General features: G+C 64.3%; 18 protein-coding genes. 14 read left to right on the forward strand and 4 right to left on the reverse strand.

Features of this window, described 5'->3' with window-relative positions; all coding sequences use genetic code 11:
* The first annotated feature begins 183 nt into the window (after positions 1-183).
* The 14 genes from PLZ73_00435 to PLZ73_00500 are packed head-to-tail and all read left to right on the forward strand — an operon-like array spanning position 184 to position 17,674.
* The gene (locus tag PLZ73_00435) at positions 184-2,592 is read left to right on the forward strand and encodes a proprotein convertase P-domain-containing protein (GenBank protein ID HOO76341.1); all 2,409 of its coding nucleotides are present in this window, start codon (positions 184-186) and stop codon (positions 2,590-2,592) included.
* 7 nt (positions 2,593-2,599) lie between these two features.
* Positions 2,600-3,694 carry a PilT/PilU family type 4a pilus ATPase gene (locus PLZ73_00440; GenBank protein HOO76342.1) on the forward strand — a complete coding sequence of 365 codons (1,095 nt, stop codon included), beginning with the start codon at positions 2,600-2,602 and terminating at the stop codon, positions 3,692-3,694.
* A gap of 16 nt (positions 3,695-3,710) precedes the next feature.
* Entirely contained in the window at positions 3,711-4,775 is a 1,065-nt protein-coding gene (locus tag PLZ73_00445; protein ID HOO76343.1) for a type IV pilus twitching motility protein PilT, read from the forward strand.
* Between the two features lie 29 nt (positions 4,776-4,804).
* A complete protein-coding gene (locus PLZ73_00450; GenBank protein ID HOO76344.1) occupies positions 4,805-5,587 on the forward strand; it encodes a ParA family protein in 783 nt (260 codons plus the stop codon).
* On the forward strand, positions 5,553-7,478 hold the full coding sequence (gene pilM / locus PLZ73_00455) for a pilus assembly protein PilM (protein HOO76345.1): 1,926 nt from the start codon (positions 5,553-5,555) through the stop codon (positions 7,476-7,478). Before PLZ73_00450 ends, pilM begins: the two co-directional genes overlap by 35 nt.
* Before the next feature lie 21 nt (positions 7,479-7,499).
* Positions 7,500-8,075, forward strand: coding sequence for a type 4a pilus biogenesis protein PilO (pilO, locus tag PLZ73_00460; protein HOO76346.1), 576 nt, complete (start codon positions 7,500-7,502; stop codon positions 8,073-8,075).
* An 8-nt stretch (positions 8,076-8,083) separates the two neighbouring features.
* Positions 8,084-8,581: a hypothetical protein gene (locus PLZ73_00465; protein HOO76347.1), complete on the forward strand. Its 498-nt coding sequence runs from the start codon at positions 8,084-8,086 to the stop codon at positions 8,579-8,581.
* 4 nt (positions 8,582-8,585) lie between these two features.
* Positions 8,586-10,694: a secretin N-terminal domain-containing protein gene (locus PLZ73_00470; GenBank protein ID HOO76348.1), complete on the forward strand. Its 2,109-nt coding sequence runs from the start codon at positions 8,586-8,588 to the stop codon at positions 10,692-10,694.
* The gene (locus PLZ73_00475; protein ID HOO76349.1) at positions 10,691-10,915 is read left to right on the forward strand and encodes a hypothetical protein; all 225 of its coding nucleotides are present in this window, start codon (positions 10,691-10,693) and stop codon (positions 10,913-10,915) included. Before PLZ73_00470 ends, PLZ73_00475 begins: the two co-directional genes overlap by 4 nt.
* A 17-nt stretch (positions 10,916-10,932) precedes the next feature.
* Positions 10,933-12,450, forward strand: a complete 1,518-nt coding sequence (locus PLZ73_00480) for a glycosyltransferase family 39 protein (GenBank protein HOO76350.1) — start codon at positions 10,933-10,935, stop codon at positions 12,448-12,450.
* A gap of 10 nt (positions 12,451-12,460) precedes the next feature.
* Positions 12,461-12,874, forward strand: coding sequence for a hypothetical protein (locus PLZ73_00485; GenBank protein HOO76351.1), 414 nt, complete (start codon positions 12,461-12,463; stop codon positions 12,872-12,874).
* Positions 12,871-14,544: a glycosyltransferase family 39 protein gene (locus PLZ73_00490; protein HOO76352.1), complete on the forward strand. Its 1,674-nt coding sequence runs from the start codon at positions 12,871-12,873 to the stop codon at positions 14,542-14,544. Before PLZ73_00485 ends, PLZ73_00490 begins: the two co-directional genes overlap by 4 nt.
* The gene (locus PLZ73_00495; protein ID HOO76353.1) at positions 14,541-16,064 is read left to right on the forward strand and encodes a glycosyltransferase family 39 protein; all 1,524 of its coding nucleotides are present in this window, start codon (positions 14,541-14,543) and stop codon (positions 16,062-16,064) included. Before PLZ73_00490 ends, PLZ73_00495 begins: the two co-directional genes overlap by 4 nt.
* Positions 16,061-17,674, forward strand: a complete 1,614-nt coding sequence (locus tag PLZ73_00500) for a hypothetical protein (GenBank protein ID HOO76354.1) — start codon at positions 16,061-16,063, stop codon at positions 17,672-17,674. Before PLZ73_00495 ends, PLZ73_00500 begins: the two co-directional genes overlap by 4 nt.
* On the opposite strand, the gene PLZ73_00505 is transcribed toward PLZ73_00500, so the two are convergent.
* The 4 genes from PLZ73_00505 to PLZ73_00520 are packed head-to-tail and all read right to left on the reverse strand — an operon-like array spanning position 17,564 to position 21,965.
* Positions 17,564-19,231 (reverse strand): hypothetical protein, encoded by a 1,668-nt coding sequence (locus tag PLZ73_00505; protein ID HOO76355.1) that lies wholly within the window; start codon positions 19,229-19,231, stop codon positions 17,564-17,566. The genes PLZ73_00500 and PLZ73_00505 overlap by 111 nt on opposite strands.
* Positions 19,218-19,940, reverse strand: coding sequence for an ABC transporter ATP-binding protein (locus PLZ73_00510; protein HOO76356.1), 723 nt, complete (start codon positions 19,938-19,940; stop codon positions 19,218-19,220). The genes PLZ73_00505 and PLZ73_00510 overlap by 14 nt, the downstream gene beginning before the upstream one ends.
* The gene (locus PLZ73_00515; protein ID HOO76357.1) at positions 19,937-20,614 is read right to left on the reverse strand and encodes a hypothetical protein; all 678 of its coding nucleotides are present in this window, start codon (positions 20,612-20,614) and stop codon (positions 19,937-19,939) included. The genes PLZ73_00510 and PLZ73_00515 overlap by 4 nt, the downstream gene beginning before the upstream one ends.
* A complete protein-coding gene (locus tag PLZ73_00520) occupies positions 20,607-21,965 on the reverse strand; it encodes a hypothetical protein (GenBank protein HOO76358.1) in 1,359 nt (452 codons plus the stop codon). The genes PLZ73_00515 and PLZ73_00520 overlap by 8 nt, the downstream gene beginning before the upstream one ends.
* Positions 21,966-21,987 lie beyond the last annotated feature (22 nt).

The raw sequence follows: 21,987 nt of genomic DNA on the forward strand, positions 1-21,987 counted from the left end.
CTTTCCTTGGTTTCTCCGGATGGGACCGGCGTCTGTCTCTTCCCCTTGGATACTGTCATTGGACACAGTCTTTATCTGACCCGCTTCGATGACGACGCCCCCATTATGATCGGTGACGGAAGTGGATCCTATACCGGGAATTATCGGCCGGAGCAGGTTTTAAGTACCCTTGACGGGGAGTGGATGACGGGAACGTGGGTATTGCATTTGGTCAACGAAGCTTACGGCAACAACGGATCAATCTCCGGTTGGACACTTTATGTCAACGAATTCGAATCGCCGACCCCCACTCCCATTCCGTCTCCCACGCCGTCGGGAGCGGGGGGGGAGGGGACCGTCTTCGGGGGGGCCTTTGCCTGGGAGCGGGGTGGTTGGTATACCTCCCGGGTCAACATCCCCGTGCGGGGTATCGTTACCGACATCAACCTGGGCATCGATGCCCAGTGCAACAGCACCCTTATCTACACCGGCCTCTACCTATTTTCTCCGGAGGGCCAACATGCCGCCATGTACCGGGTGGGGGACTTGACCGGGAGATCGTTTTACAAGACCCTCTTCAACGACGAAGCTCCGCAGGCGATTACCGGAGGAGTCGAACCCTACACCGGCGATTACCGGCCGGTGGAGAATTTGACCGCTTTCGACGGGGAATGGCTGACCGGGACCTGGACCCTGGTTTTCTACAACAACAACGACGAGAACGGGGGCCGGGTCACGGACTGGAAGATAGAGTACGCCTACCTGGTGCCTCCCACTCCGACCCCGTCGGCCACCCCTACCCGCACCCCCGTGCCCAGCGCCACCCCTACCACCACGCCGGTCGGCTACAAGACCCCGATCCCGACCCGCTCCCCCTCGCCGACGCCGACCCCGACCCCCCTGGAGCGGTGCGTCCTCTACGCCGGACTTCCCACCGACATCTACCAGCAGGATATCGAGCTCACCGGCGTCACCGCCACCGACCCCCGCCGGGTGGACCGGGTGCTGGTGGCGATCAACCAGCTCAGCACCGAAAACGAGAGCGCGCTCAAGAACGTCGGTATTTATCTCTACTCTCCTGCGGGTAAGGTCGTGGCCCTCTTCGAGGTCGACGAGTTGAGCGGGGCCGCACTTTCCGGAACCTGGTTCGACGACGACGCGTCCAGCCCCATTACCGACGGGGTCGCTCCCTACCCCGGATACTGGCAGCCGGCCGGCAACCTCTCCGACTTCGAATCCGAAACCATCGCCGGCACCTGGTCCCTCCTGGTCTACAACAGCACCTCCGGCTGCGTGACCACCTGCCCGGTCCACCTGAGCGACTGGAGCATCCTTATCTGCGCCGCCGCCACCCCCACCCCCTTCAAACCCACCCCCATCCCCACCCCCGGCAACTGCCTTCAATACGACGGTTCCTCCTTCGATCTGCCCGGGGGCCAGGTTTCCGAGTCGACCATCACCATCACCCAGGAAGGGAAGATCCGGGGGCTGACCATGGAACTGGAAGCGCAGGTGACCAACGATCTCGGGGAGGTTTCCGCCTACCTCATCTCCCCGTCGGGAACCAGCCTTACCCTCTTCAATCCAGGCGCCCTCTCCGGCTGCTGCCTCTACGAAACCCGCCTCGACGACTCGGCCGGCCTGCTGATGGCCGCCGGCAGTTCCCCCTATCTGGGAACCTTCCGGCCCGCCCAGGCCTTCGCCAATCTGGCCGGGGAGTTCGCTCCCGGAGACTGGGTCCTGGCCGTGCTCAACTCGACGTCAGGCGGGGGAGGATCGATTACCGATTGGAGCCTCACCCTCTGCTGGGCGCCGCCGACGCCCACCCCGACGCCGCAACCGACTCCGACCCCGGAACTGGGGCTCCCCGAGAGCATTCTGATCCAGTCCGGGGATTACGACGGCGACGGCACTTCCGACATCGCCGTCTTCCGCGCTTCCGCGGGCCTCTGGGCGGTGCGCGGCGTCGGCACCGATTTCCTCGGCCAGGCGGGAGACATTCCCGTCAGCGGCGACTACGACGGGGACGGCACCACCGACCTGGCGGTCTTCCGGGACGCGGCCGGCCTCTGGGCGGCCAAGGGAGTCACCCAGTTCAATTTCGGCCGGAGCGGGGACATTCCCTTCCCCCGGGATTACGACGGGGACGGAAGCGTCGACGCCGCCGTCTACCGCCCGTCGCGCGGGCTCTGGGTCCAGCGGGGGATATCCCGGTTCTACTTCGGGGGAGGCGACGATCTTCCTCTGGCCGAGGAGTTCGACGGGGCCGCCGGCGTCGACGTCGGTATCTTCCGACCGGTATCGGGACTCTGGCTGGTGCGGGGGGTGACGCGGTATTATCTGGGAGAACTCGGCGACCTGCCGGTTCCCGGGAACTACGACGGTACGCTCTCCCTGCCGGCCGTCTACCGCCCTGCGCAGGGGCTCTGGGCGGTCCGCGGGCTGACCAGGTTCTTCCTGGGGACGATCGGCGATCAACCCGTCCCCGCCGATTACCTGGGGGACGGCACCGTTCTCCCGGGGATATTCCGGGGCGGGTCCGGTTTGTGGTTCTACGGGGCGGGGGCCCGGGTTTACTGGGGAAAGAGCGGGGACGAGCCCGTTACCAAGTGAGTCGTCGATGCGCCCGGACACACTTTTGCGGTTGATGGACGAGAAACAGGCGTCCGACCTCTACCTCAAGGTCGGCCGTCCTCCCCACATGCGCATCAACGGGCAGATCGCGGCTCTGGGGGAGTTCCCGCCGCTGGTCCGGGAAGACATGGATTCCCTGGCCCGGCATATCCTGGACGACCGCCAGTTGGCCGTGTTTCAGGAAGAGAGGGAGCTCGACATCGCCTATGGGATCAGCGGGGGGAGCCGGTTCCGGATCAATTTTTTCTACGAGCAGGGCAATCCGGCTTCGGTGATGCGGAGGGTTAAGGCCCATATTCAGGGGTTCGAAGAACTGGGGTTGCCGGTTTCGGCCCTGGAAAAGCTGAGCCTGGAACCGCGCGGCCTGATCCTGATCGCCGGAGCCACCGGGAGCGGGAAGAGCACGACCATGGCGGCGATGGTCGAATTCCTCAACCACCAGAAACCCAAACACATCATTACCATCGAGGATCCGATCGAGTTCACCTATACCGAGGACAAGTGCCTGATCAACCAGCGGGAAATCGGCTACGACACCTTCAGTTTCCGGGGAGCGCTCAAGTACGTCATCCGCCAGGCCCCGGACGTGATCGTCATCGGCGAGATGCGTGACCTGGAAACCATGAGCACCGCCATCATGGCCGGGGAGGTGGGTCATCTGGTCGTCAGCTCCCTGCATACCATCGACGTTTCCCAGACCCTCGACCGGATCATCAATTTTTTTCCGGCCTACCAGCACCCCCAGATCCGGATGCAGCTGGCCTTCGTGCTCCGGGGCATCGTCTGCCAGCGGCTCCTGCCCCGCAAGGACGGCCAGGGCCGGATCCCGGCGGTGGAGCTGCTCCTCCCCAGCCCCACCGCCCGCAAGGCCATCATGGACAACCGGATCGAGGACCTGAAGAAGATCATGGACGACGGCGGCACTTTCGGGATGCAATCCTTCAACCAGTCCATTCTCAAGCTTTACCGCGACGGTCTCGTCGCTTACGACGTCGCTCTGGAGAATTCCGACAACCCGGAACTGCTGGAACTGGCCATCAAGGGGATCTACACCGGGCAGGACACCTTCAGGGTGATGTAGAAAGGATCGCAATCTGATGCACCTCAAGGAAATACTCGAATACACGGTCAACCACGGAGCATCGGACCTCCACCTGACCGTGGGCGTTCCCCCCATCATCAGGATCAACGGGATACTCCAGCCCTCCGAGTTCCCGATCCTGAGCCCGGACGACACCAAGAGGATCATTTTCGGCATTCTCAACGACTCCCAGCGGGTGCGCTTCGAACAGGAATTGGAGTTGGACGTTTCTCTCTTCATCCCGGGGCTCTCCCGCTTCCGGGTCAACGTGCACCTCCAGAAAGGCTGCGTGGAAGCGGCGTTTCGGACCATTCCCATGAAGATCCCGCCGATCGATTCCCTGGGCCTTCCCCCCGCGGCCACCGACCTGGCGCGCCGGCCCAACGGCCTGGTTCTGATCACCGGCCCCACCGGGAGCGGGAAGAGCACGACCATGGCGGCCATGATCGATCTGATCAACCGGGAACGGCAGTGCATGATCATCAGCGTCGAGGACCCGATCGAATATCTCCACCAAAACCAGCAGAGCATCATCAAGCAGCGTGAAGTCGGCTCCGACACCCACTCCTTCGCGGCCGCGCTCAAGCATGTTCTCCGCCAGGACCCGGACGTGATCCTGGTGGGGGAGATGCGGGACCTGGAAACCATCTCCACCGCCGTTACCGCCGCCGAGACCGGGCATCTGGTGCTGAGCAGTCTGCACACCCCGGACGCAGCCCAGACCATCGACCGCCTGATCGACGTCTTCCCCGCCGAGCAGCAGAAGCAGGTCATGGTCCAGATCGCCAGCTGCCTGCAGGGAGTGATCGCCCAGATCCTGCTGCCGACCCGGGAAGGGGGGGGAAGGGTGGTGGCGACGGAGGTCATGATCGGGACCCCGGGCGTGCGCAACGTGATCCGGGAACACAAGACCCACCAGATCCCGACCCTGATCCAGACCGGGACTCAGCATGGAATGCACAGCATGGACCAAAGCCTGAAGAAACTGATCCTGGACCGGAAGGTATCGTACCAGGAAGCGATTCAACATGCGAAGAACCGGGAAGAGTTCGCTTTGATTCCGGAGGATTTCAGGGCCTGATCGCCGGACCGCCGATCGGGACGAAAACGATGATCATTGCGGTTGTCAATCAGAAAGGAGGCTGCGGAAAGACGACGACGGCGGTGAATCTCTCGGCGTGCCTGGCTCAGCGGGGGGAACGGGTGCTGCTGATCGATCTCGATCAGCAGTTCAACGCCACCCTGGCTTTGGGCGCGGAGCCCGGAGCGGGCCGGGACGTGCACGCGCTCCTGACGGAAGAAGGGAGAAGAGCCCGGGAGATGATTCAGCCGACGGGTATTTTCAATCTGGAAATGATCCCGTCGTCGTTGCGGTTGTCGGGGATGGACTTGGACTTGGCGGGAAAAATGGGACGAGAGGTGCTGTTGCGGCGGAGCTTGGAGGAAGAAAAACCGAGGTACGACTTCATCGTCATGGACTGCGCTCCCTCCCTGAGCCTGCTGACGGTCAACGCGCTCGCCGCCGCCGATGAGGTCCTGATCCCCGTCCAGACCCACTATTTCGCCCTTGAGGGAATGAAACTGCTGTTCAAGACCATCAATATCGTGAGAAAAAGCGTCAACGCGAAACTTTCGGTTTTGGGTCTGCTGCCCACGTTTTACGATCGGCGCTCGCTGATCAGCCGGGACGTCCTTGAAGGCTTACGGGATTTTTTCGGGCGGCGCGTGCTCAAAACCGTGATCAGGACCAATGCCAAGCTGGCGGAAGCCCCCAGCGCCGCGCTTCCGATCAGTTTTTACGCCCCCCGTTCGCGCGGGGCCCGGGACTACGAGGAACTGGCCGAGGAGATACTGGAATTTGTCGGCAGAGAAGAAACAGTCAGGGCTGAATAAGGATATTTCTTCGATTTTCGCCGGGCTGGAGGAGATCGGCAACGGCAGGAGCGACGAGGCCGCGGGCCGTTCGGAGAAGCCCCCGGCGCCCCGCGATTCCGGCGCGGAAGCCGCAAACGGCGGAGGGTCGAAGACGCTTTCCCTGGAAGAAGGGGGAAGCCAGAGCGAAAGCGCCCGGGCCCCCTCCGCTTCCGCCGGCGGAGAACCCTACTCCGGGGAAACGGCCGGCGAGATTTTCGTCGTCGGCACCTTCCCCAACCGCCGCAACGCCCTGATCGGCGTCGATATCGGCCGCAGCTCCCTCAAGGCGGTCCAGGTTTACCCGGTGGCGGGCGGATGGGAGATCGGAGGAGTCGCGATCAAGGAAGTCAGGCTCGATCCGGACCAGGAAGGGCTGGACCGGATCGAAGCCGTGGTTGCGGTCCTGAAGGAACTGGTTTCCCTGACGCATGTCCGCAGCCGCGAATTCGCCTGCTGCCTGCGTGGCGACGGTATCAACACCATCCTCATCCCCCTGGCCCGGATGCCGCGCAAGGAACTGGAGGGGGCCAGCCGCCTGGAAGCCAAGCGCCGGGTCTCGTTCGACGTCGAGAAGGCCTTGCTCCAGAGCCGTTCGGTGGGGGACCAGACCGGCCGCCCGGGGGCGAAGGTCAACTACCTGGTCACGGTCCTGCGCCGGGAAGTCTTGAGACGTCGCCTCGAGATTTTTCAGGAAACGGGGCTCGTGCTCAAGGCGCTGGTCCCGATGCCCTTCGTCTGGAAGCAGTTGCTGGGAACGCTGGGGGCAGGAGAGAGAACGGTGATGGTGGTGGATATCGGGTCGGCCCGGAGCCAGGTTCACGTCTGCAAGGACCGCCAGGTGCGGTTTTCGCGGGAGTTTCCCTGGGGAGGGGATCAGGTCACTTCCGGGATCGTCGAAGCGGGCAAGGCTTTCGGGGAGAAACAGTATATCGAATGGGAAGAAGCCGAAGCTCTTAAGCGCGGGAACAACCTGGTCACCGGTCTCGGCGGCGGCCAGCTGCGCAGTTCCCTGACCGTGGCCCAGGCCGGGAGTATGGTCCGGCCCGTCATCGAGCGTATCGTACAGGAATGCCGCCGTTCCCTGGATTACTACGATCAACTTTTCCGCGACGGCAAGGTCGAACGGGTCTATCTGACCGGGGGGGGCGCCCTCCTGCCCGGCTTCTCCTCTTTTTTTCAAGAACGCTTCAGCGTGCCGGTCGAACTGCTGCTTCCGCCGGAGACGGTCCGGTTTCATCCCTCCATCCAGGACCGGGAAGACGTTATTCGGAAGTTCCCCATCCTGGCCCGGAGCGCGGCCCTGGCCATGACGTCGAAGCCGGAAGTCAATTTCGTCCCGCCGCTGGCCCTCTTCCTGCAGAACCTGCTCCGCAGCAAAGCGGCGGTGGTGATTCTGGCCGGTTTTCTGTTTTTGCTCAGTTTTCTCTTCTACCGCTCCAAAGCCGCCGTTATCCCCCGGTTGCAGAGCCAGATCGCCGACCAGGAAGCCCTGGCGACCTCGCTCCGGGGCGGTTTGGCTCCTTACCAGGAACTGGACCAGCTCCGGGCCCGTTTGCGGGAACGGGGCCATCTGCACGAGTACTCGCACCAGCGCCGCCCGGCCTGGCGGGGGATACTGAAAGAGTTGGGCGGGTTGACGCCTCCGGAAATAACCCTGACCCGGATCACGCTGCTGGCCAGCGCCGGCGTTCAGCCCCACGAGATGGAGATAGCCGGGCAGGTTTTGCGCTCCCGTCCCGCCGCCGCCCGCTCGCCGGTGACGGATTTCGTGGTCGCCATGGAAAATTCCCCCTACTTCCGCAACTTGAGCAAAATCAGGGAAGACAACCGCGCCGGGACCTTCAGCTTCAACGCGGAGCTGGTCTATTGAAAAGGGAGGGGGAGTAGAGCAGTGAATTATTCGCAGAAAGCGCTGCTGAGCATCGTCGCCCTCTTCATCGTCCTGCTCGGCTTCGTGGCGATCGTCTATCTGCCCCGTTCCCGCGAGCTGGAAGCTCTGGAAGCGCGCAGCCGGGAGTTGGACGCGGAAATCGACGGGCTGCGCCGCCGGCAGGTGGCGCTCCCCGATATCGCCCGGCAGATCGCCGAAGTCCGGGAAGAGCTGGGACGCCTCGAGGAACAATACCCCCGGGCGATCGAGACCGTTTACCAGGCCATTACCGTGGTTTCCCGGCGCAACGATTTCACCATCCTCAACAACCGCACGGTCGGTCGGCCGGAAAAGAAGACGGACGGCAAGGATGCGTCCGGGGAGGGAACAAAATCGTTGCTGCAGGAATGGGACATCAAGATCGAGGCCCGGTCGGGCTACGCTTCGCTGGGCGATTTTCTCCATGACGTCACCCATCTCCCGGTTCTGATCGTCATCTCCGGCTTGACCGCCACCGCGTCTCCGGAGGGGGAAGAGCCGGGCCAACTCGACGTCTCCCTGGATCTCACCACCTATCTGAGCCGCAACGGGGAATAGCGGGACGGATGGCACTGGATAAGAAAAAGAAAGAGCTGCTCCTGATCGGACTGCTGATTCCGGTACTGGGGTACATCGTTTATTCCAACCTCCTGGCCGGGAAGAAGACCTCGGGCGCATCTCCCCCCGCCGCCGCTGAAAAGGAGGCGGTCGAGGAAAAAGCCGCGGTCGCGGTTTCCGCCTCCGCGGGCTCGGCGAGGACGTATCCGGTCTTGAGCGCGGAGCAGCGCGCCCGGCAACGCGAGATCGACGCCGAGCCCTGGGGGCGCAACCCCTTCAAGGCTTCGCCCACCCCCGTACCCGAACTGGGAGGCGAGGAGTCGCGCATGGGGTTCGTGCTCAGCGGAGTTTTCCCCGCCGCCGGCGGCGGGGTGGCCATCGTCAACGGCCAGGACCTGAAAGTGGGAGAGACGATGCTGGGTTACGAGCTGGTGGAGGTGGGAGCGTCTTTCGTCACCTTCTCCAAAAACGGAAATACATTCACGATATCTCTTCCGGAGGAATGATGGTATGAACGTTCCCCTGAAATCGTTGGCGGTCGCAACCCTGGTGGTTATCTCCGCGGTCGGCCGGCCGGCCCACCGCCTGGCGGCCCAGGAGTCCCCTCCCGTTCCGGAACCGGCCCGAAAATCCACGCCGGCTTCGGCGGTCGCCGTTCCCGCGCCGACCGCGGTCCCCACCCCTCCCGGGCCCGAATCGCTGGACGCGGCGCTCTCCCAGCGCCATTCCTTCCGTTTCGTCAACGAGGATATCCGGGTCGTCCTGCGGGGCCTGGCCCGGGCCTACGAGTTCAATATCACCATCGCCCCCGAGGTTACGGGGAAGGTTACCGCCGATTTCCAGAACGTCAAAATCCGCGACGTCATCGACAATATTCTCAAGGATTACGGTTACGGTTACCGCGAGTCGGGGGACATACTCCGGATTACCACCCTGGAGAAACTCAAGATCGAGGACGAGAACGAAGCCATCAGGAAGGAAGCCCAGGCCAAGCGCCTGGAGGCGGAAAAGAAACAGGCCGAAGCCGAACTGGCCAAGGAGCCCGTAATCATCAAGGTTTTCCGGCTTAAGTATATCGACGCCACCAACGTCCAGGCCGCGATCGAGCCGCTCCTTTCCGTCGCCGGGGTCAACCAGCCCGCGGGCACGGCCGTGGTCCTGGAAACCAAGCAGTTCACCGGGTTCGCCTTCGAGAACGTCACCACCTACTCCGCCGCCCGGAGCACCGAGGAAACCCGCGATTTCGTGCGGTCCAACACCCTGATCGTCAAGGACAAGGAGTCGGTGGTCGCCGAAATCGGCAGGGTCATCGAACAACTCGACCGCAAGCCCTACCAGATCATGATCGACGCCAAGCTGATCGAAGTCCCCATCAACCAGGATTTCCGCCTGGGGCTGGACTGGTCGGGAGCGCTCGATCAGTTGAAGATCGACGTCACCGGCGCCAGCGTCGGCTTGAGCAAGTCGTATGAAAAAACCAGGACTTCCACCGGCTCCGTGACCCGCAGCTCGGGCAACGAGTGGGAAAACACCAACCTGTCCAGCCGTGAAATTTCCGACGAGGCTTCGGCCGAGCACAGCCTCATCAACGATTCCGGCATCAATTACACCGCCAGCAACTCCACCGGTCCCTACCAGATCAACAGCAACCGACAGGAGAGCGTCGTTTCCCACAGCGACACCGCCCTTTCCAGCAGCGCCGACAGTACCACCTACTTCGACAATTACATCAACAGCATCGTCGATCAGGTCGAGTCCATCGCCAAGGCGGGGAATACCGCCAGCATGGTCCTTTCCGCCGCCGATTTCAGCGTTCTCATCAGCGCCCTGGAATCGGACTCCGACATCACCATCCTCTCCAACCCCCGGATCATCGTTCATGAAAATTACGCGGCCAACATTTTCGTCGGGCAGCGCTATCCTATTCTTTCCACCGAGTTCGATGCCGCCGGGGGCGCCTCGGCGGGAGCGGTGGGCGGGACCAAGGTGGAGGAATGGCGGGAGATCGGGATCGCCCTGAAGGTCATACCCCAGCTGCGCAAAACCGCCAGCAACGCCTGGGCGATCAACATGATCGTCCACCCGGCCGTAAGCAACATCGAAGGCTACGCCATCGCCTACACCCCCACCGGGCAGGTCTATCAGTCGACCTACCCGATCATCTCCATCCGGGAGGCCGACACCAACGTCACCATCGGGGACGGGGATACCATCGTCATCGGCGGCCTGGTCGACAGCTACACCGCCGACGAGGAGAGCAAGATCCCCCTGCTCGGGGACATTCCCATTCTCGGGTACCTCTTCAAAGAGGAGCATACCGCCACCAAGAAAACGAACCTGCTCATCTTCATCACCGCCAGGGTGGTGGAGGAAAGCCGACTTTCGGCATACGAGAAGTTGATGCTGGAAAAAGCCCCTCCGGAATCGCTGGAAGACGTCGGCTATGTCTCCGACGACCGGGTCCGGCCGTACCTTTACCGCAATATCGACGAACCGGATCTGAAGCCGACTCCGGTGCCGTCCGACGAGGGGAGCGGCCCCGGCGGCGAAGGGGCCGAAAGTCCGGGCTCCGCCGAAACCGGCAGGCAAACCAAAGCGCGCGAGAGGATGAAGCGATGACCGCATTTCTCTTGATGGGAGTGCTGACGGTGGTGATGGGGGCGCTCTTTCTCTTCCGTCCCCGGGCGATCATTCATCTGAGCGAGTTCATGAACCGGATCGTGACCACCGACAGCGAGGCCTTGAAGTACCGGATTACCATGGGGCTGATCCTGCTGATGTTCGGGATCTTCTTCTTCTTCATGGCCTACTACCTCTATCAGATGCAGATTCCGGTCTGACGGCGGGGCCGGGCGCCGTGAGCAGGAAGCCGGAACCCCCCGGGAATGGGAAGTTTCCCGCCGCGGTTTTCCTGGCGGCTCTGGGGGTGCGGCTGCTGTTTCTTTTCTACGTGTTCCCTGCCGGAACCTGGGTGGGGAAGTATTGGGAACTGGGGCTGCGGTTGCGGGGAGTCGTGGGGCCGCTCCCGGCCCCTTTTTTTTCAAGCCCCTGGTACGTGTCGCTGACGGCGCTTCTGCAGGCGGCCGGGTTCGGGCCCCTGGACGTGCGCCTGGGACAATGCCTGGTGGGTGCCGCCAACTGCGTTCTGATCTGGTGGGCCGGGCGGTTCTTTTTCCGGGAAAACGTCTCCCGCCTGGCGTCGGCCGTCAGCGTCGTCTACTTCCCCCTGGTGTTGTACGATTGCACGCTGCTTCCCGCGACCTGGGCGATCTTCTTCAACTTGTGGGCGCTGGGCTTCGCGGGGCGGTGGCTGGGCTCCCGTCGCCACCGCGATCTCTGGGGAGCGGGGATCTGGCTGGGGCTGAGCATCGTCACCCGTCCCAATGCCCTCCTCTTCGCCCTGGGCACGGCCGCCTTCGTATTCTGGAAGGGGAGGGGAGCGCTCCCGCGGAGGTTGGGCCGGGGCCTGATCCCGCTTCTGGGGGCCCTGGCCGCGGTGGTCCCGGTCACCCTCTGGAACGTACTGGCCGGATCCGCGCCGGTACCGGTTACCGCCAGCGGCGGATGGGTTTTCTACTGCGCCAACAACCCCAACGCCAACGGGTTCGCCTACGCCCCGCCGCCGGGACTGGACGAGCTGGCGATCTCCTACTACGCCTCTCCCGGCGAGAAGCTCGGCTATACCGAGCATCTTTTTTCCCAGGTCCTGGCCTCGCGCAACGCCGGGAGGTCTCTTTCCGCCGCGGAGGCGTCCGCGTATTGGTTCGCCCGAGGCCGGGAGTATATTTCCGAAAATCCGGGGGCCTACCTCCTGCTGCTCGGCCGCAAGCTGGCGGCGGCCCTCAACCGCTACGAGCCCCACGATCTGCCCGAGGTGATCGAACGGGCGGCGGCGGGCGCGCGGCTCCCCGCGCTGGGGATACTTTTTCCCCTGGCCTTGTCCGGCTTCTTCCTGCACCGCGCCCGGAATACCGCGCTTCCCCGGATCTATCTGGGCGCCTATTTTTTCTCTTTTCTGATCCTGTACGTCACGCCCCGATACCGTCTGGCCGCGGTCCCGGTCTTGGTTCTGTTCGCCGCGGGCTTCGCCGTCGACCTGGCCGCCTGTTTCCGCCGCCGGGACGCCCGCGGAGTAGCCCTGGGCCTGATCGCGGTCGCTCTTTTTACCGGGCTGAGCTGGGCGCGGATACCGGACCTGGAAGAGGACCGGTGCTGCAAACGTCCCGCTTTTTTGGCCGAATGGAGGGGCTTGACGGATCTGCGCAACGGGGATTGGGCGCGCGCCGAACTTCATTTTCAGGAAGCACTGCGCCTTTTTCCGGATTCGGGGCGCGCCCGGATGGGGCTGGAAGCCGCACGGAGAAACCGCAACTGAGGAGCCGCCCGTGAAAAGTTCGCTGTTGGTGCTGCTGGTAGTAATCGTCGTCATGGTCGCCGTGGCGGTGGGATACGTTCTCCTGGGGCCGGAGCCCGCCCTTCCCACCGATACCCGGTCCCGGCAGGACCACCTGCGGGCCCTGAACACGGCCGGGTTGGTCCGCAGCGCCGTTTCCGCCTATTACTGGGAACAACGCAGCCGCGGGGGGCCCGGCGCCTATCCCGAGAAACTGGAGGGAAGCATGTTCGACGGGGGGAAAGTCCCCGACTCCACGTTCGGGATCTACCATTGGTCCTACGACCGCGACAGCGGCGAGGTCTCGGTGGGGATAAGCGGTTACGGCCGAGCGCGTCTGAAGCTGCTCGATCTGTTGCGTTCGGTGGGAACCTTTTTTACCGGAGCCGGGAAAGATTCGGAGTGAGCTTCCGCTGGAGGGCAGCGCTGGCCTCGGCGGCGATAGCCGCCGCCGCCGGGATCGTATACCTGCCGGCGCTGTCGGCGCCGTTCGTTTACGACGATCTCGACTATATCGTCCATAACGGGTTCGTCAAGGACCCGGGCAACCTGGCGGAGCTGGCGGGGTACGGGTATTTCGCCGGCACCGGCAAACCGCGGTACCGGCCGGTGTCGGCGGCCGGTTACTTCGCCGGATATGCGCTCTTCGGTCTCGATGCCTCCGGCCACCGGCTCTTCAAAGTCGTTCTCCACGCCTTCAACGGCGTTCTCCTTTTTTTCCTGATCGGGCGCTGGTCGCGGGGCGCGGGCCCGGCCGCCTTCGCGGCGCTCTTGTTCGTTCTTCATCCCCTCGCCGTGGAGAGCGTGGTCTGTATCGCTTTCAACGACGACATTTTCTGCCTGCTCTTCCTGCTTGCGGCCCTTCTTTTTGCCCTGGAGTACCTGGATCGGGGAGGCGGGGCGCGGCTGGCGGTTTCGGTATGTTGTCTGCTCCTGTCCTGTTTTTCCAAGGAAAACGGCCTGGTCTTTTTCCCCCTGCTGGTGGTCCTGTGCCTGGCTTCGGGTCGGAGGCGGACGCGGTGGCGGGCCTGGGTGCTTTGGGCGGCGGCTGGGGCGGTGTACGCTTTGGTCCGTTTCCGTCTCTTCCCCGGCCCGGCAATGGAGACGGTCACTCCCGTTGAGCCCTTCGCCCGGATCGGGTTGGGGGCCTCGGTGGCGCTGGCCGATCTGAGGCTTCTCTTTCTCCCCCTGGGGCTGAGCCCGGTCTATCCCGTCGGCGGTCTTTATCCCGGATTGGCCGCGCGCCCGTTTGAGGTCGTGGCTCTCGTCGCGGCGGCCGCGCTTTTGCTCGCCGGCGTTTCCGGGAACCGTTTCCGGAAAATCGGCGCGGCCTGGCTGGGGATAACGCTGCTGCCGGGACTTCACCTCACGGCGCTTCCCCAGGCACTGGCCGACCGGTATCTCTATATCCCCTTGGCGGGGTGGGGGATGGTCATGGCCGGGTTGGCGGCGGCCGGGGAACGGAACCGGTTCGGCGCCCGGGCCGTCCCGGCGGCGATCGTCCTGGTTTCCCTGGCGGTTCTCACCGTCAGTTACGGGCGGATGTGGGTCGATCCGCTTCGGCTCTGGGAACACGCCTGGGACCGCGCCCCCGCCAGCGCCGCGGCCGCGGTCAACCTGGGGATGGAGAAGCTTGGGCGCGGCCGCGGACCGGAAGCGGAGGCCCTGTTCCAAACCGCCCTCGACCTGCCCGCGCCGCCGCGGCAACGGGCCGCGGCTTTGACGGGACTGGCCGATCTCAGTCACGGCCGCGGTGAAGACGCCCGGGCCCGGATGTTGCTCGGCGCAGCCGTGCGCTGCGACCCGGCGGACGCCCGGGCGGTCAAACGGTTGGCGTGGCTGGTTCTTCAGGAAGGGGATATAGTCGGCGCCGACCGCTTGCTGGCCTACGCCGTGCGCCTGAACCCGTGGGATTATGAGGCCTGGTCGCTGAGGGGGGCGTCCGCCGCCGAGCGGAAGGAATGGGCCGCCGCCGAGCGTTTGATGAAGCGGGCGCTGCGCTTGAACCCCGATTTCAGGGAAGGACGCGAAAATCTGGCGCTGCTGCGGCGGTTGCGGGAGGAGAGAACACGATGAAAACGCCCGCGGAAACCTCCGCGGCCAGGATGCTGCTGGTTTTTTTCGCCGTTATGGCCGTCGTTTCCTCACTCCCCAAGTCGGCCACGTACGACGAGCCCGGGGCGATCCGCTACGGCCGGCGCCTGCTCGCCGGCCACGCCGGGAGGGAAAACGCGGGTCCGATGCCGGTGATGGCCCTCAACGCCCTGGGCGCGGCGGTGGCCGACAGCGCCGGGGCGGGGGCTCTCTTCGGCGCCAGGCTGGTCTCGGTGGCCGGAGGCCTTCTGGCCGGGGGACTGGTCTGGGCCTGGGCCCGGCGCGTTTTCGGAGCCTGGCCGGCGACGGCGGCGACGGCGCTCTATGTTTTTTCCCCGACGATCATGGCTCATGCCCGCCTGGCATCCCACGATATCTGGGCGGCGACCGGCTTCATCGCCGCCGGGTACTGTTTCCGCAATTTCATCGAGGAAGGCGGTTGGAAGAAGTGCCTGGCCGCCGCCGCGGTGCTGGGGCTCGCCCAACTGACCAAATACACCTGTCTGCTGCTTTACCCGATATTCCTGTTCACGCTGGCGGCGCGAGCCGCACTCCCCGGAGCCCGGATCTGGGTACTGCGCCGCCCCGGGCGCCTGCTCGGTGCCGCCGCCCTTTTTCTCCTCGTCCCGCTGCTCATCGTCAACCTGGGCTTCGGTTTTTCCGGGACCATGGCGCCGGCGAACGATTACCGCTCTCCCTCTCCCCCGGAGGGGGAGGGCGGGGGGTGGAGGCTGCCGCTCCCCTACCCCTATCTCAACGGAATCGTCTGGGCCGCGGAGAAGGAGCGCACCGGCGAGGGGTTCGGCTACATGTACCTGAAAGGGGAAACCCGCAAGACCGGGGGGTTCCCCGATTATTATGTGTGGGCCGTTCTCTATAAGGTCCCGATCCCGATGTTGATTCTGGCTCTACTGGCCCTGGTTTCGGCGTTCTCCCGCCGGGAAACGCCGCGAATGCTTCCGGAAGGGATCCACCTGCTGAGCGTTCCGCTCTTTCTTTTTCTCTATTTCAGCCTGGCGGTGAACGTGAACCTCGGCATCCGCTATCTTCTGCCGGCTTTCCCCTTCGTGATCGTCTTCGTGGCCTCGCTTTTCGCCGTGCCCGACCGAGGGCGGGTCTCCCCGGCCCTCTACGCGGTGTTGACGATTTGGCTGGTCGTTTCCGGCTACTCCTGGTACCCGCACCTGCTGTCGTATTTCAACGAGTTTCTGCCCGAGCGAAAGGGAGCCTATCTGCTCCTCGCCGATTCCAACCTCGATTGGGGGCAGAACCTGCCGTACCTGGAAGAGTACGTCCGCCGCCACCCCGGTGTCGTGGTTTCTCCGCCGTTCCCGGTTTCCGGCCGGATCGTCGTTTCCGTCAACGAACTGGTCGGGGTATGGGGGCCGAAGAAGTACGCGTGGTTGCGGAACAATTTTCTGCCGGTCGAAACCATCGCTTATTCATACCTGGTGTACGACGTCGGCGCCGCTGAGCTGAAGGTACGGGGGCTGCAGCCGTGAGCGGTGACCGGCGCGCGTTCTGGGCGGCGGCGCTGGCGGCGATAATCGTCTCCGTCCCTACCCTCGGCCACGGGTTCATCAACTGGGACGACCCCGCCCAAGTGATGGCCAATCCGCTGGTAGCCGGCGGAGGGCCGGTACCGGTCGGCGAAATTTTCAGGACATCGGTGGTGCACCAATACCATCCGCTGGTGACGCTGGCCTTCGCCGTCGAGTACCGGATTTTCGGTTCCAGTCCCCTGTTTTTCCACCTCGACAACCTGCTCGTCCATCTTTTCAACGTTTTTCTCGTCAGCGTTCTCTGTTCGCGTTTGGGCATTCGTCCGGGCGTCGGCTTATGGGCGGGCCTGCTCTGTTTCGCGATCCATCCCGCTCAGGCCGCGGCGGTGGCGTCGATTTCGGCCCGGAAGGACCTGATGGCCACGTCGTTTTTTCTCCTTTCCCTGCTCGTGTACCGGAAGCGGGGCCCGGGCTTCCCCGGGTCGGCCCTGGCGTTGATCTGCTTCCTGGGAGCGCTCCTCTGCAAGGCGACCACGGTCACGCTGCCCCTGGTCCTTCTAGGCTTGGAATGGGTTTTGGACGGTTTGACCCCGCGCAAGATATGGGAAAAGCTGCCGTTTTTCCTGCTGGCGCTTTTTTTCGGCCTGCAGGCCGCCCGGTTGCAGCCGTTCGTTGAAGGGCGGGCCCCGTCCGCGATCTCCTCGGCGGCGCTGGGAGTATCGGCTCTCGGGTTTTACATGGAGAAATTCCTGTTCCCGGTCGGCTTGGCCCCGCTGTATCCCCTGACTCCAGGATCTTTCGTGCCCGGTTTTCGGGACGTTCTCGGGTTGACGGCGGCGGCGGGGGGAGCGGTACTGGTCTCGGTTTCGGCCGCTCGCCGCCGCCTTTCGCCCCGGGGACGGACGGCGGTTTTCGGGATTGCTTTCGCCGTAGTTTGTCTGCTCCCGGTGCTGCGGATCGTGCCCTTCGGGGGGGATGAGATCGCCGCGCTGCGTTTTCTCTATCTGCCCTTGGCCGGAGCGGCGGTTGCCTTGGGTTCGGCGCCGGAGGGAACGGCCCGGCCGGGTATGCCGGCGCGGCTGGCGGTAGTCGCGGTCGTATGCTGTTGGGGAATAAACGGGCTGATCCTGGAGCGGTACTGGGGAAACAGCCGGCGGTTCTGGACCGAGGTGGTGAAGCGCCACCCCGGGTATGCACTGGCCCGGCATCAACTGGGACAAGCTTATTACGGCGCCGGCGATTATCCGGGAGCCCGGCGAGAATGCGCGGTTTCGATCGAACTTCGCTCCGATCAGGTCAACCCCCGCGTCATCGCCGCGCTTTCGGCGTCGCAGATGGGGGATTACGCTACCGCCCGTCGTCTCCTGGAGGAAGCGGCGCTACTGCTGCGGGAGCGGGGGGATCGAGCCCGGGAAGAAGAGGTCGAAAAGTATCTGCGCGCCATCCCGGAACCTCCGGGATCTATAACCCCGGTTTCGGGGGCGGTTCCAGGCGCCCGGTCAGGGTTCCAGGCGCCGGAACCGGCGCAGGCCCAGGACGAATACCAAGGGGCCGGTTCCCGCCGAGAGGAGCAGGAAAACGGCCGCTCCTTCCGCGAAAAGAAGCGGTGACCCCCGCCGGATGAGGTGAAGGTAGTAAACGCTTCCTACCAGGGCGACGGTTCCCGCCACGTACGCCAGGCTGACCACCAGATTGATCGTGCCTCCGAAGCCGGCGGCGATCCGCGCCGGGTTCTCCTGTCCGAATTCGGGGAAAATCGCCCCCATGCCTACGGCGCAGAGGGCAAGCGTCAGTGTCATCGCCGCGCCCGAGAGCAGGACCAGAAGATAGGCCTTTCCCGAGATATCCAGGTACCGGCAGGAGAGGGCGAGCAGTCCCACCACTACCGGGAGCGCCCAAGCCAGGTTGACTCCCAGCTTGATCCAGAGAACCCGGGAACGGGGGATGGGGGAAAGACCGAGGATCCAGAAGGCGCGTCCTTCCAGGCTGATCTGGGGGAAAACGAAACGGGTGGTCATGGTGGATAGGATCAAAGTGGAAGCTCCCAGGTTGAAGACGGTTACGAGCGTCTGCCAGAAAGGCTGCCGGATATCGCCGGGCATTCCCCTGATGGAAAAAATATAGATGCCCAGGAGGCCGAAGAGGATCAAGCCCTGCCCCCATTGCAGCGGTTCGCGTACGAAAAGCAGGATATCCTTGGTCGCCATGGCCCGGAAGGTGCGGGGCAGGAACCGAAGAAGTCCGTCGAAGAGGCGTCCGCTCCGCCTTAGGCGGGTCGTTTTTCCGCCCGCCGAGAGGCTCCGGGAATAGTGCCGGCGGAGCCATGAACAGTTGAGATGAAAAGCCAGCGCCAGCGCGAAGAGGGTGTTGACGGCCAGAACCGTGAATGCCGAGGCCGCTTGAGAAAAAGTTCCGGAAGAGAACGCGAAGAAACCGGCCGCGGCCCAGGAAGAAGGCATCAGGGGGTGCAGCGAGAGCCGGGTATGGGCGAGAAGGTCGTTGACCACCCCCGCGGCCATGCCCGGAATTTCGGGTTCGATTCCGCCGGCCGGGAGCGGGCCCCAGCGCCGGAGAGCGCTCCAGGCGACCAGTCCGGCCGCGATCAGCATGACCCGGGTGCGGGTCAAGCCGGGGACGAGCGCGGAGAGGATCATTCCCAGCGCGGTGGCGAGAAGAGCCAGGGGGAGTCCGAAGAGGGGGAAGGCCAGGGGCCCGAACCATTCCAGGCGCGCTACGACGGCCCAGGCCGCCGCCAACGGCAGCGCCAGGAACAGCGAGGCCCAGGTACTGAGGAAAAACGTTTCCGCCCCGATGAAAGCGACCAGGGTTTCGGAGGGGAGGGGAGCCGACAGGAAGAAACCCGTTTCCCGGGAACGGTATTGGAGTTGGAAAGAGACCACGGCGTTGCTGAAGACCAGGAGCAGGAAAAAAGCCATGGCCGCCATGTAACCCAGGCGTCGGCCCAGCAACGGTCCCAGCCCGGGGATATCGTAGATGAAATGCAGCAGGGCCAGGCCCCCCCGGAACAACCCGGCCCAGGCGAGAACGACGGCGACGGCGCTGGCGGCCCAGCGGAACGTATTTTTCCCGCTGAAGTCCCGCAGCAGGTTGCGCAGTTGCCGCCGGCGCAGGCCGGCCAGCAGGCGAAGCGGGTCAACCGCCGACATCGCCGCCGCCGGTTTTGGAGAGGAACGCTTCTTCCAGGGAAGCTTCGCCTCTGATCGCTTCGGGACTGCCCAGGGCCACCAGCTTCCCTCGCCGCATGACCCCGATGCGGTCGGCGATCTCTTCGGCCAGGGAGAGGGTGTGGGTGGAGACGAGAACGGTTTTCCCCCGGGCCCGTTCCCGGATGAGGATGTTCTTGACCAGCCGGGCGGAAGCCGGGTCGAGTCCGACCATCGGTTCGTCCATGACGATGATCCCGGGTTCGTGAATCAAGGCGGCGGCGATCACCAGCCGCTGGCGGAACCCGTGCGAATAACTTTTCCCCAAGCGGTCGAGGAGGGGGGCCAGCCCGAAGACCTCCCCCAATTCCGATAATCCGCGCTCGAGCGCCGCTTCGGAGACCCCGTAGATGCGGCCGACGAATTCCAGAAATTCGCGGCCGGTCAGATTTTCGTAGATGTAGGGGATATCGGGAACGTACCCGATTCGGGTCCGGGCGCGGATCGGGTCTACGTTCGAGTCGATGCCGTCGAGAATAATGCCGCCGCTGTCCGGTTTCAAAAGACCCGTGAGCAGGCGGATGGTGGTGGTCTTTCCCGCGCCGTTGGGGCCCAGAAGCGCGAAGATTTCCCCGTCGGCGACGGTCAGGGTGAGGCCGTCCACCGCGGTCAGAGGGCCGAAACGACGTGTGAGGCCGGTGATTTCGATCATGCGCCGCTTCCCCCGCTCGCCGTTGGCGCCGGGCACCTGGTCGCCGACCAGCCGCCGGGCAGAACGATCTTATTCAGATGCCCGTCGGCCCCGATCTTCACCTCGATGTTGCCGCTGCCGCCCCCTCCCCGCAGCCGCGCCGCGACATCACCGGCGAAGCCGGGACGCACAGCGGTTTCTTCCGGTTCCAGCCCGGTGAAGGGAATCAGCAGAAAGCTTCCGGAAAGGGGAGGGAAGGGCAGGGCCAGGGGCTCCGTCCCGGGCAGGTCCGCGCGCAGGAGTTCCCCGTCTTTACGGACGGCAATGATCTTCCCTCTCGTGGGTCCGGCCATGAAGAAAAACTCGGTAATCCCGCCCGCGGCATCGATGCCGGCATCGAGCCGCACCGGCCAGACGCCCCCGTCGCCGAGCTCGATCCGTCCGCGACCGGCCACCCGGGCCGGGGCTCCGTCCGCCGGAGGGGTATAGGCGAAGAGCGCTTCTCCCGCCGGGGTTCTTTCCCGCAGGATACGGTACTGCGTCCGCATTTCGATGCGGGGGAAAAAAAGACGGCCTTTCGACCCGGGCCCCGACAGCGCCCCGGGAAGATACCACCCCATCACCAGCGCCCACGCCGCTCCCGTCGCCCCCAGCCACGCCAACCGCCGCCGACGGCCGCCGCCGTTCTCAATCACCGGAAGAGATTATCTCCTTCCAGTTCTGCCGCTGGGCCGGGTTGGCCGGGTCTTCTCCCTCGCCTTCGCCCAAACCGCCCCCCAGGCCGCCGTTGGGGCCGAGGTAGTCGCTGGGGTAACAGACGAAACGGCTTCCCTCCAGGACCACCGACTTGGCGATCACGGATCCGAACAGCCAGCCGTCGCCGTCGATATGGACGTCGGCCAGCGGGGCGTAAAACTGCCCGGCCGTCCCGTCGGCGCTTCCTTCGAGATCGAGCGAGCTGCCCAGGGTGATCAGGTCGAAGGCATTGGCCTTTCCCCCCACGTTGAAATCGGCCTCTCCCGACCAGACCACGTTCCCCTTCACCGCCATGGTGATGGAGGCGGTGTCCCCCTGATAGATCAGGTCGCAGCCGTTGGTCTGGTTGAAGTTGCCGTCGATGTAGAAGTCGGCCGAGCTGGTCAGGTACATGGGCTGGCTGGCTCCGGAATAGAAGTTGTTGAAACGGTACCGGCTCCCGGTGAAGTAAATCGATTTCCAGGTCCCGTGAAAGTTGTTCTGATCGTCGATGTAGTAGTCGTCGTACCAGGCCTGCCCTTCGCTGGCGGGGACCAGCACCCCCTTATCCAGCTTCATGATGGTGGGATCGTCCCTCTGGGTATAGGGAATCGCCGATGCCGACCCGCCCCGTTCGGCGGTGAACCCGCCGTGAGCAACGAAATAATCGTAGTCGGCCCCCGAGGTGGTGCCGTCGCCGTTCATATCCCATTGCGGGTAAAAGGGCGCGATGGGAACGTAGCCCGGATCGGTCGGCCAACACGGGGTCCCCCCGTTGAAGGTCCCCTCGGGAGGCCACTGGCTTGGTTTCCAGCCCTGGAGCGGGGTGGTGTCCCGGGGTCCGGCATACTCGGTTTCGTCGTCGGGTTCCCCCGTCAAGCCCACCGGGAGCTTGCTCCCCACCGAACACGACCAGCCGGCGTCGCAGTGCGTGTAGGTCTGAGCCAGGGCTTCGTCGACGATGGCCTGGGGGACGTTGACCTTCCCGGTGATGATGGCCGATCCGGACATGTAGATGTCTTCGTTGGTCCCGACGTGCCCGGGGCCCATCTGCGAGGTGATCCGCGGCGGGATGGGGTAGTCGACCGGATTGAACGAATAAACCCCCGAGGTGCCGGTAGCCTCCACTCCTTCGCTCCCCCAGAGGCCGATTCCGCCCGGGAAGTACCTGCCGCCGCCCTCGCCGCTTTCTCCCTGGGTTCCCAGGTTGACGACTTCGCGGATGCTCCGGGACGAGGTTTCGGCCCCGCCGGGACGGGCCAGCGGCAGTATCGCCGCCCCGATAACCGCCAGCTTGACCGTCGTTTTCATGGCTCCTCCTCAGAGTCGGACA

The organism is bacterium (assembly GCA_035380285.1).
In the GTDB taxonomy this organism is placed as follows: Bacteria; Auribacterota; Erginobacteria; order Erginobacterales; family DAOSXE01; genus DAOSXE01.

Excerpts from the sequence above, each read along its gene's own strand:
- PLZ73_00435 (HOO76341.1), top strand. The coding sequence starts at position 184 with ATGACGGGAACGTGGGTATTGCATTTGGTCAACGAAGCTTACGGCAAC.
- PLZ73_00440 (HOO76342.1), top strand. The coding sequence starts at position 2,600 with ATGCGCCCGGACACACTTTTGCGGTTGATGGACGAGAAACAGGCGTCC.
- PLZ73_00445 (HOO76343.1), top strand. The coding sequence starts at position 3,711 with ATGCACCTCAAGGAAATACTCGAATACACGGTCAACCACGGAGCATCG.
- PLZ73_00450 (HOO76344.1), top strand. The coding sequence starts at position 4,805 with ATGATCATTGCGGTTGTCAATCAGAAAGGAGGCTGCGGAAAGACGACG.
- PLZ73_00465 (HOO76347.1), top strand. The coding sequence starts at position 8,084 with ATGGCACTGGATAAGAAAAAGAAAGAGCTGCTCCTGATCGGACTGCTG.
- PLZ73_00470 (HOO76348.1), top strand. The coding sequence starts at position 8,586 with ATGAACGTTCCCCTGAAATCGTTGGCGGTCGCAACCCTGGTGGTTATC.
- PLZ73_00475 (HOO76349.1), top strand. The coding sequence starts at position 10,691 with ATGACCGCATTTCTCTTGATGGGAGTGCTGACGGTGGTGATGGGGGCG.
- PLZ73_00495 (HOO76353.1), top strand. The coding sequence starts at position 14,541 with ATGAAAACGCCCGCGGAAACCTCCGCGGCCAGGATGCTGCTGGTTTTT.
- PLZ73_00505 (HOO76355.1), bottom strand. The coding sequence starts at position 19,231 with ATGTCGGCGGTTGACCCGCTTCGCCTGCTGGCCGGCCTGCGCCGGCGG.
- PLZ73_00510 (HOO76356.1), bottom strand. The coding sequence starts at position 19,940 with ATGATCGAAATCACCGGCCTCACACGTCGTTTCGGCCCTCTGACCGCG.
- PLZ73_00520 (HOO76358.1), bottom strand. The coding sequence starts at position 21,965 with ATGAAAACGACGGTCAAGCTGGCGGTTATCGGGGCGGCGATACTGCCG.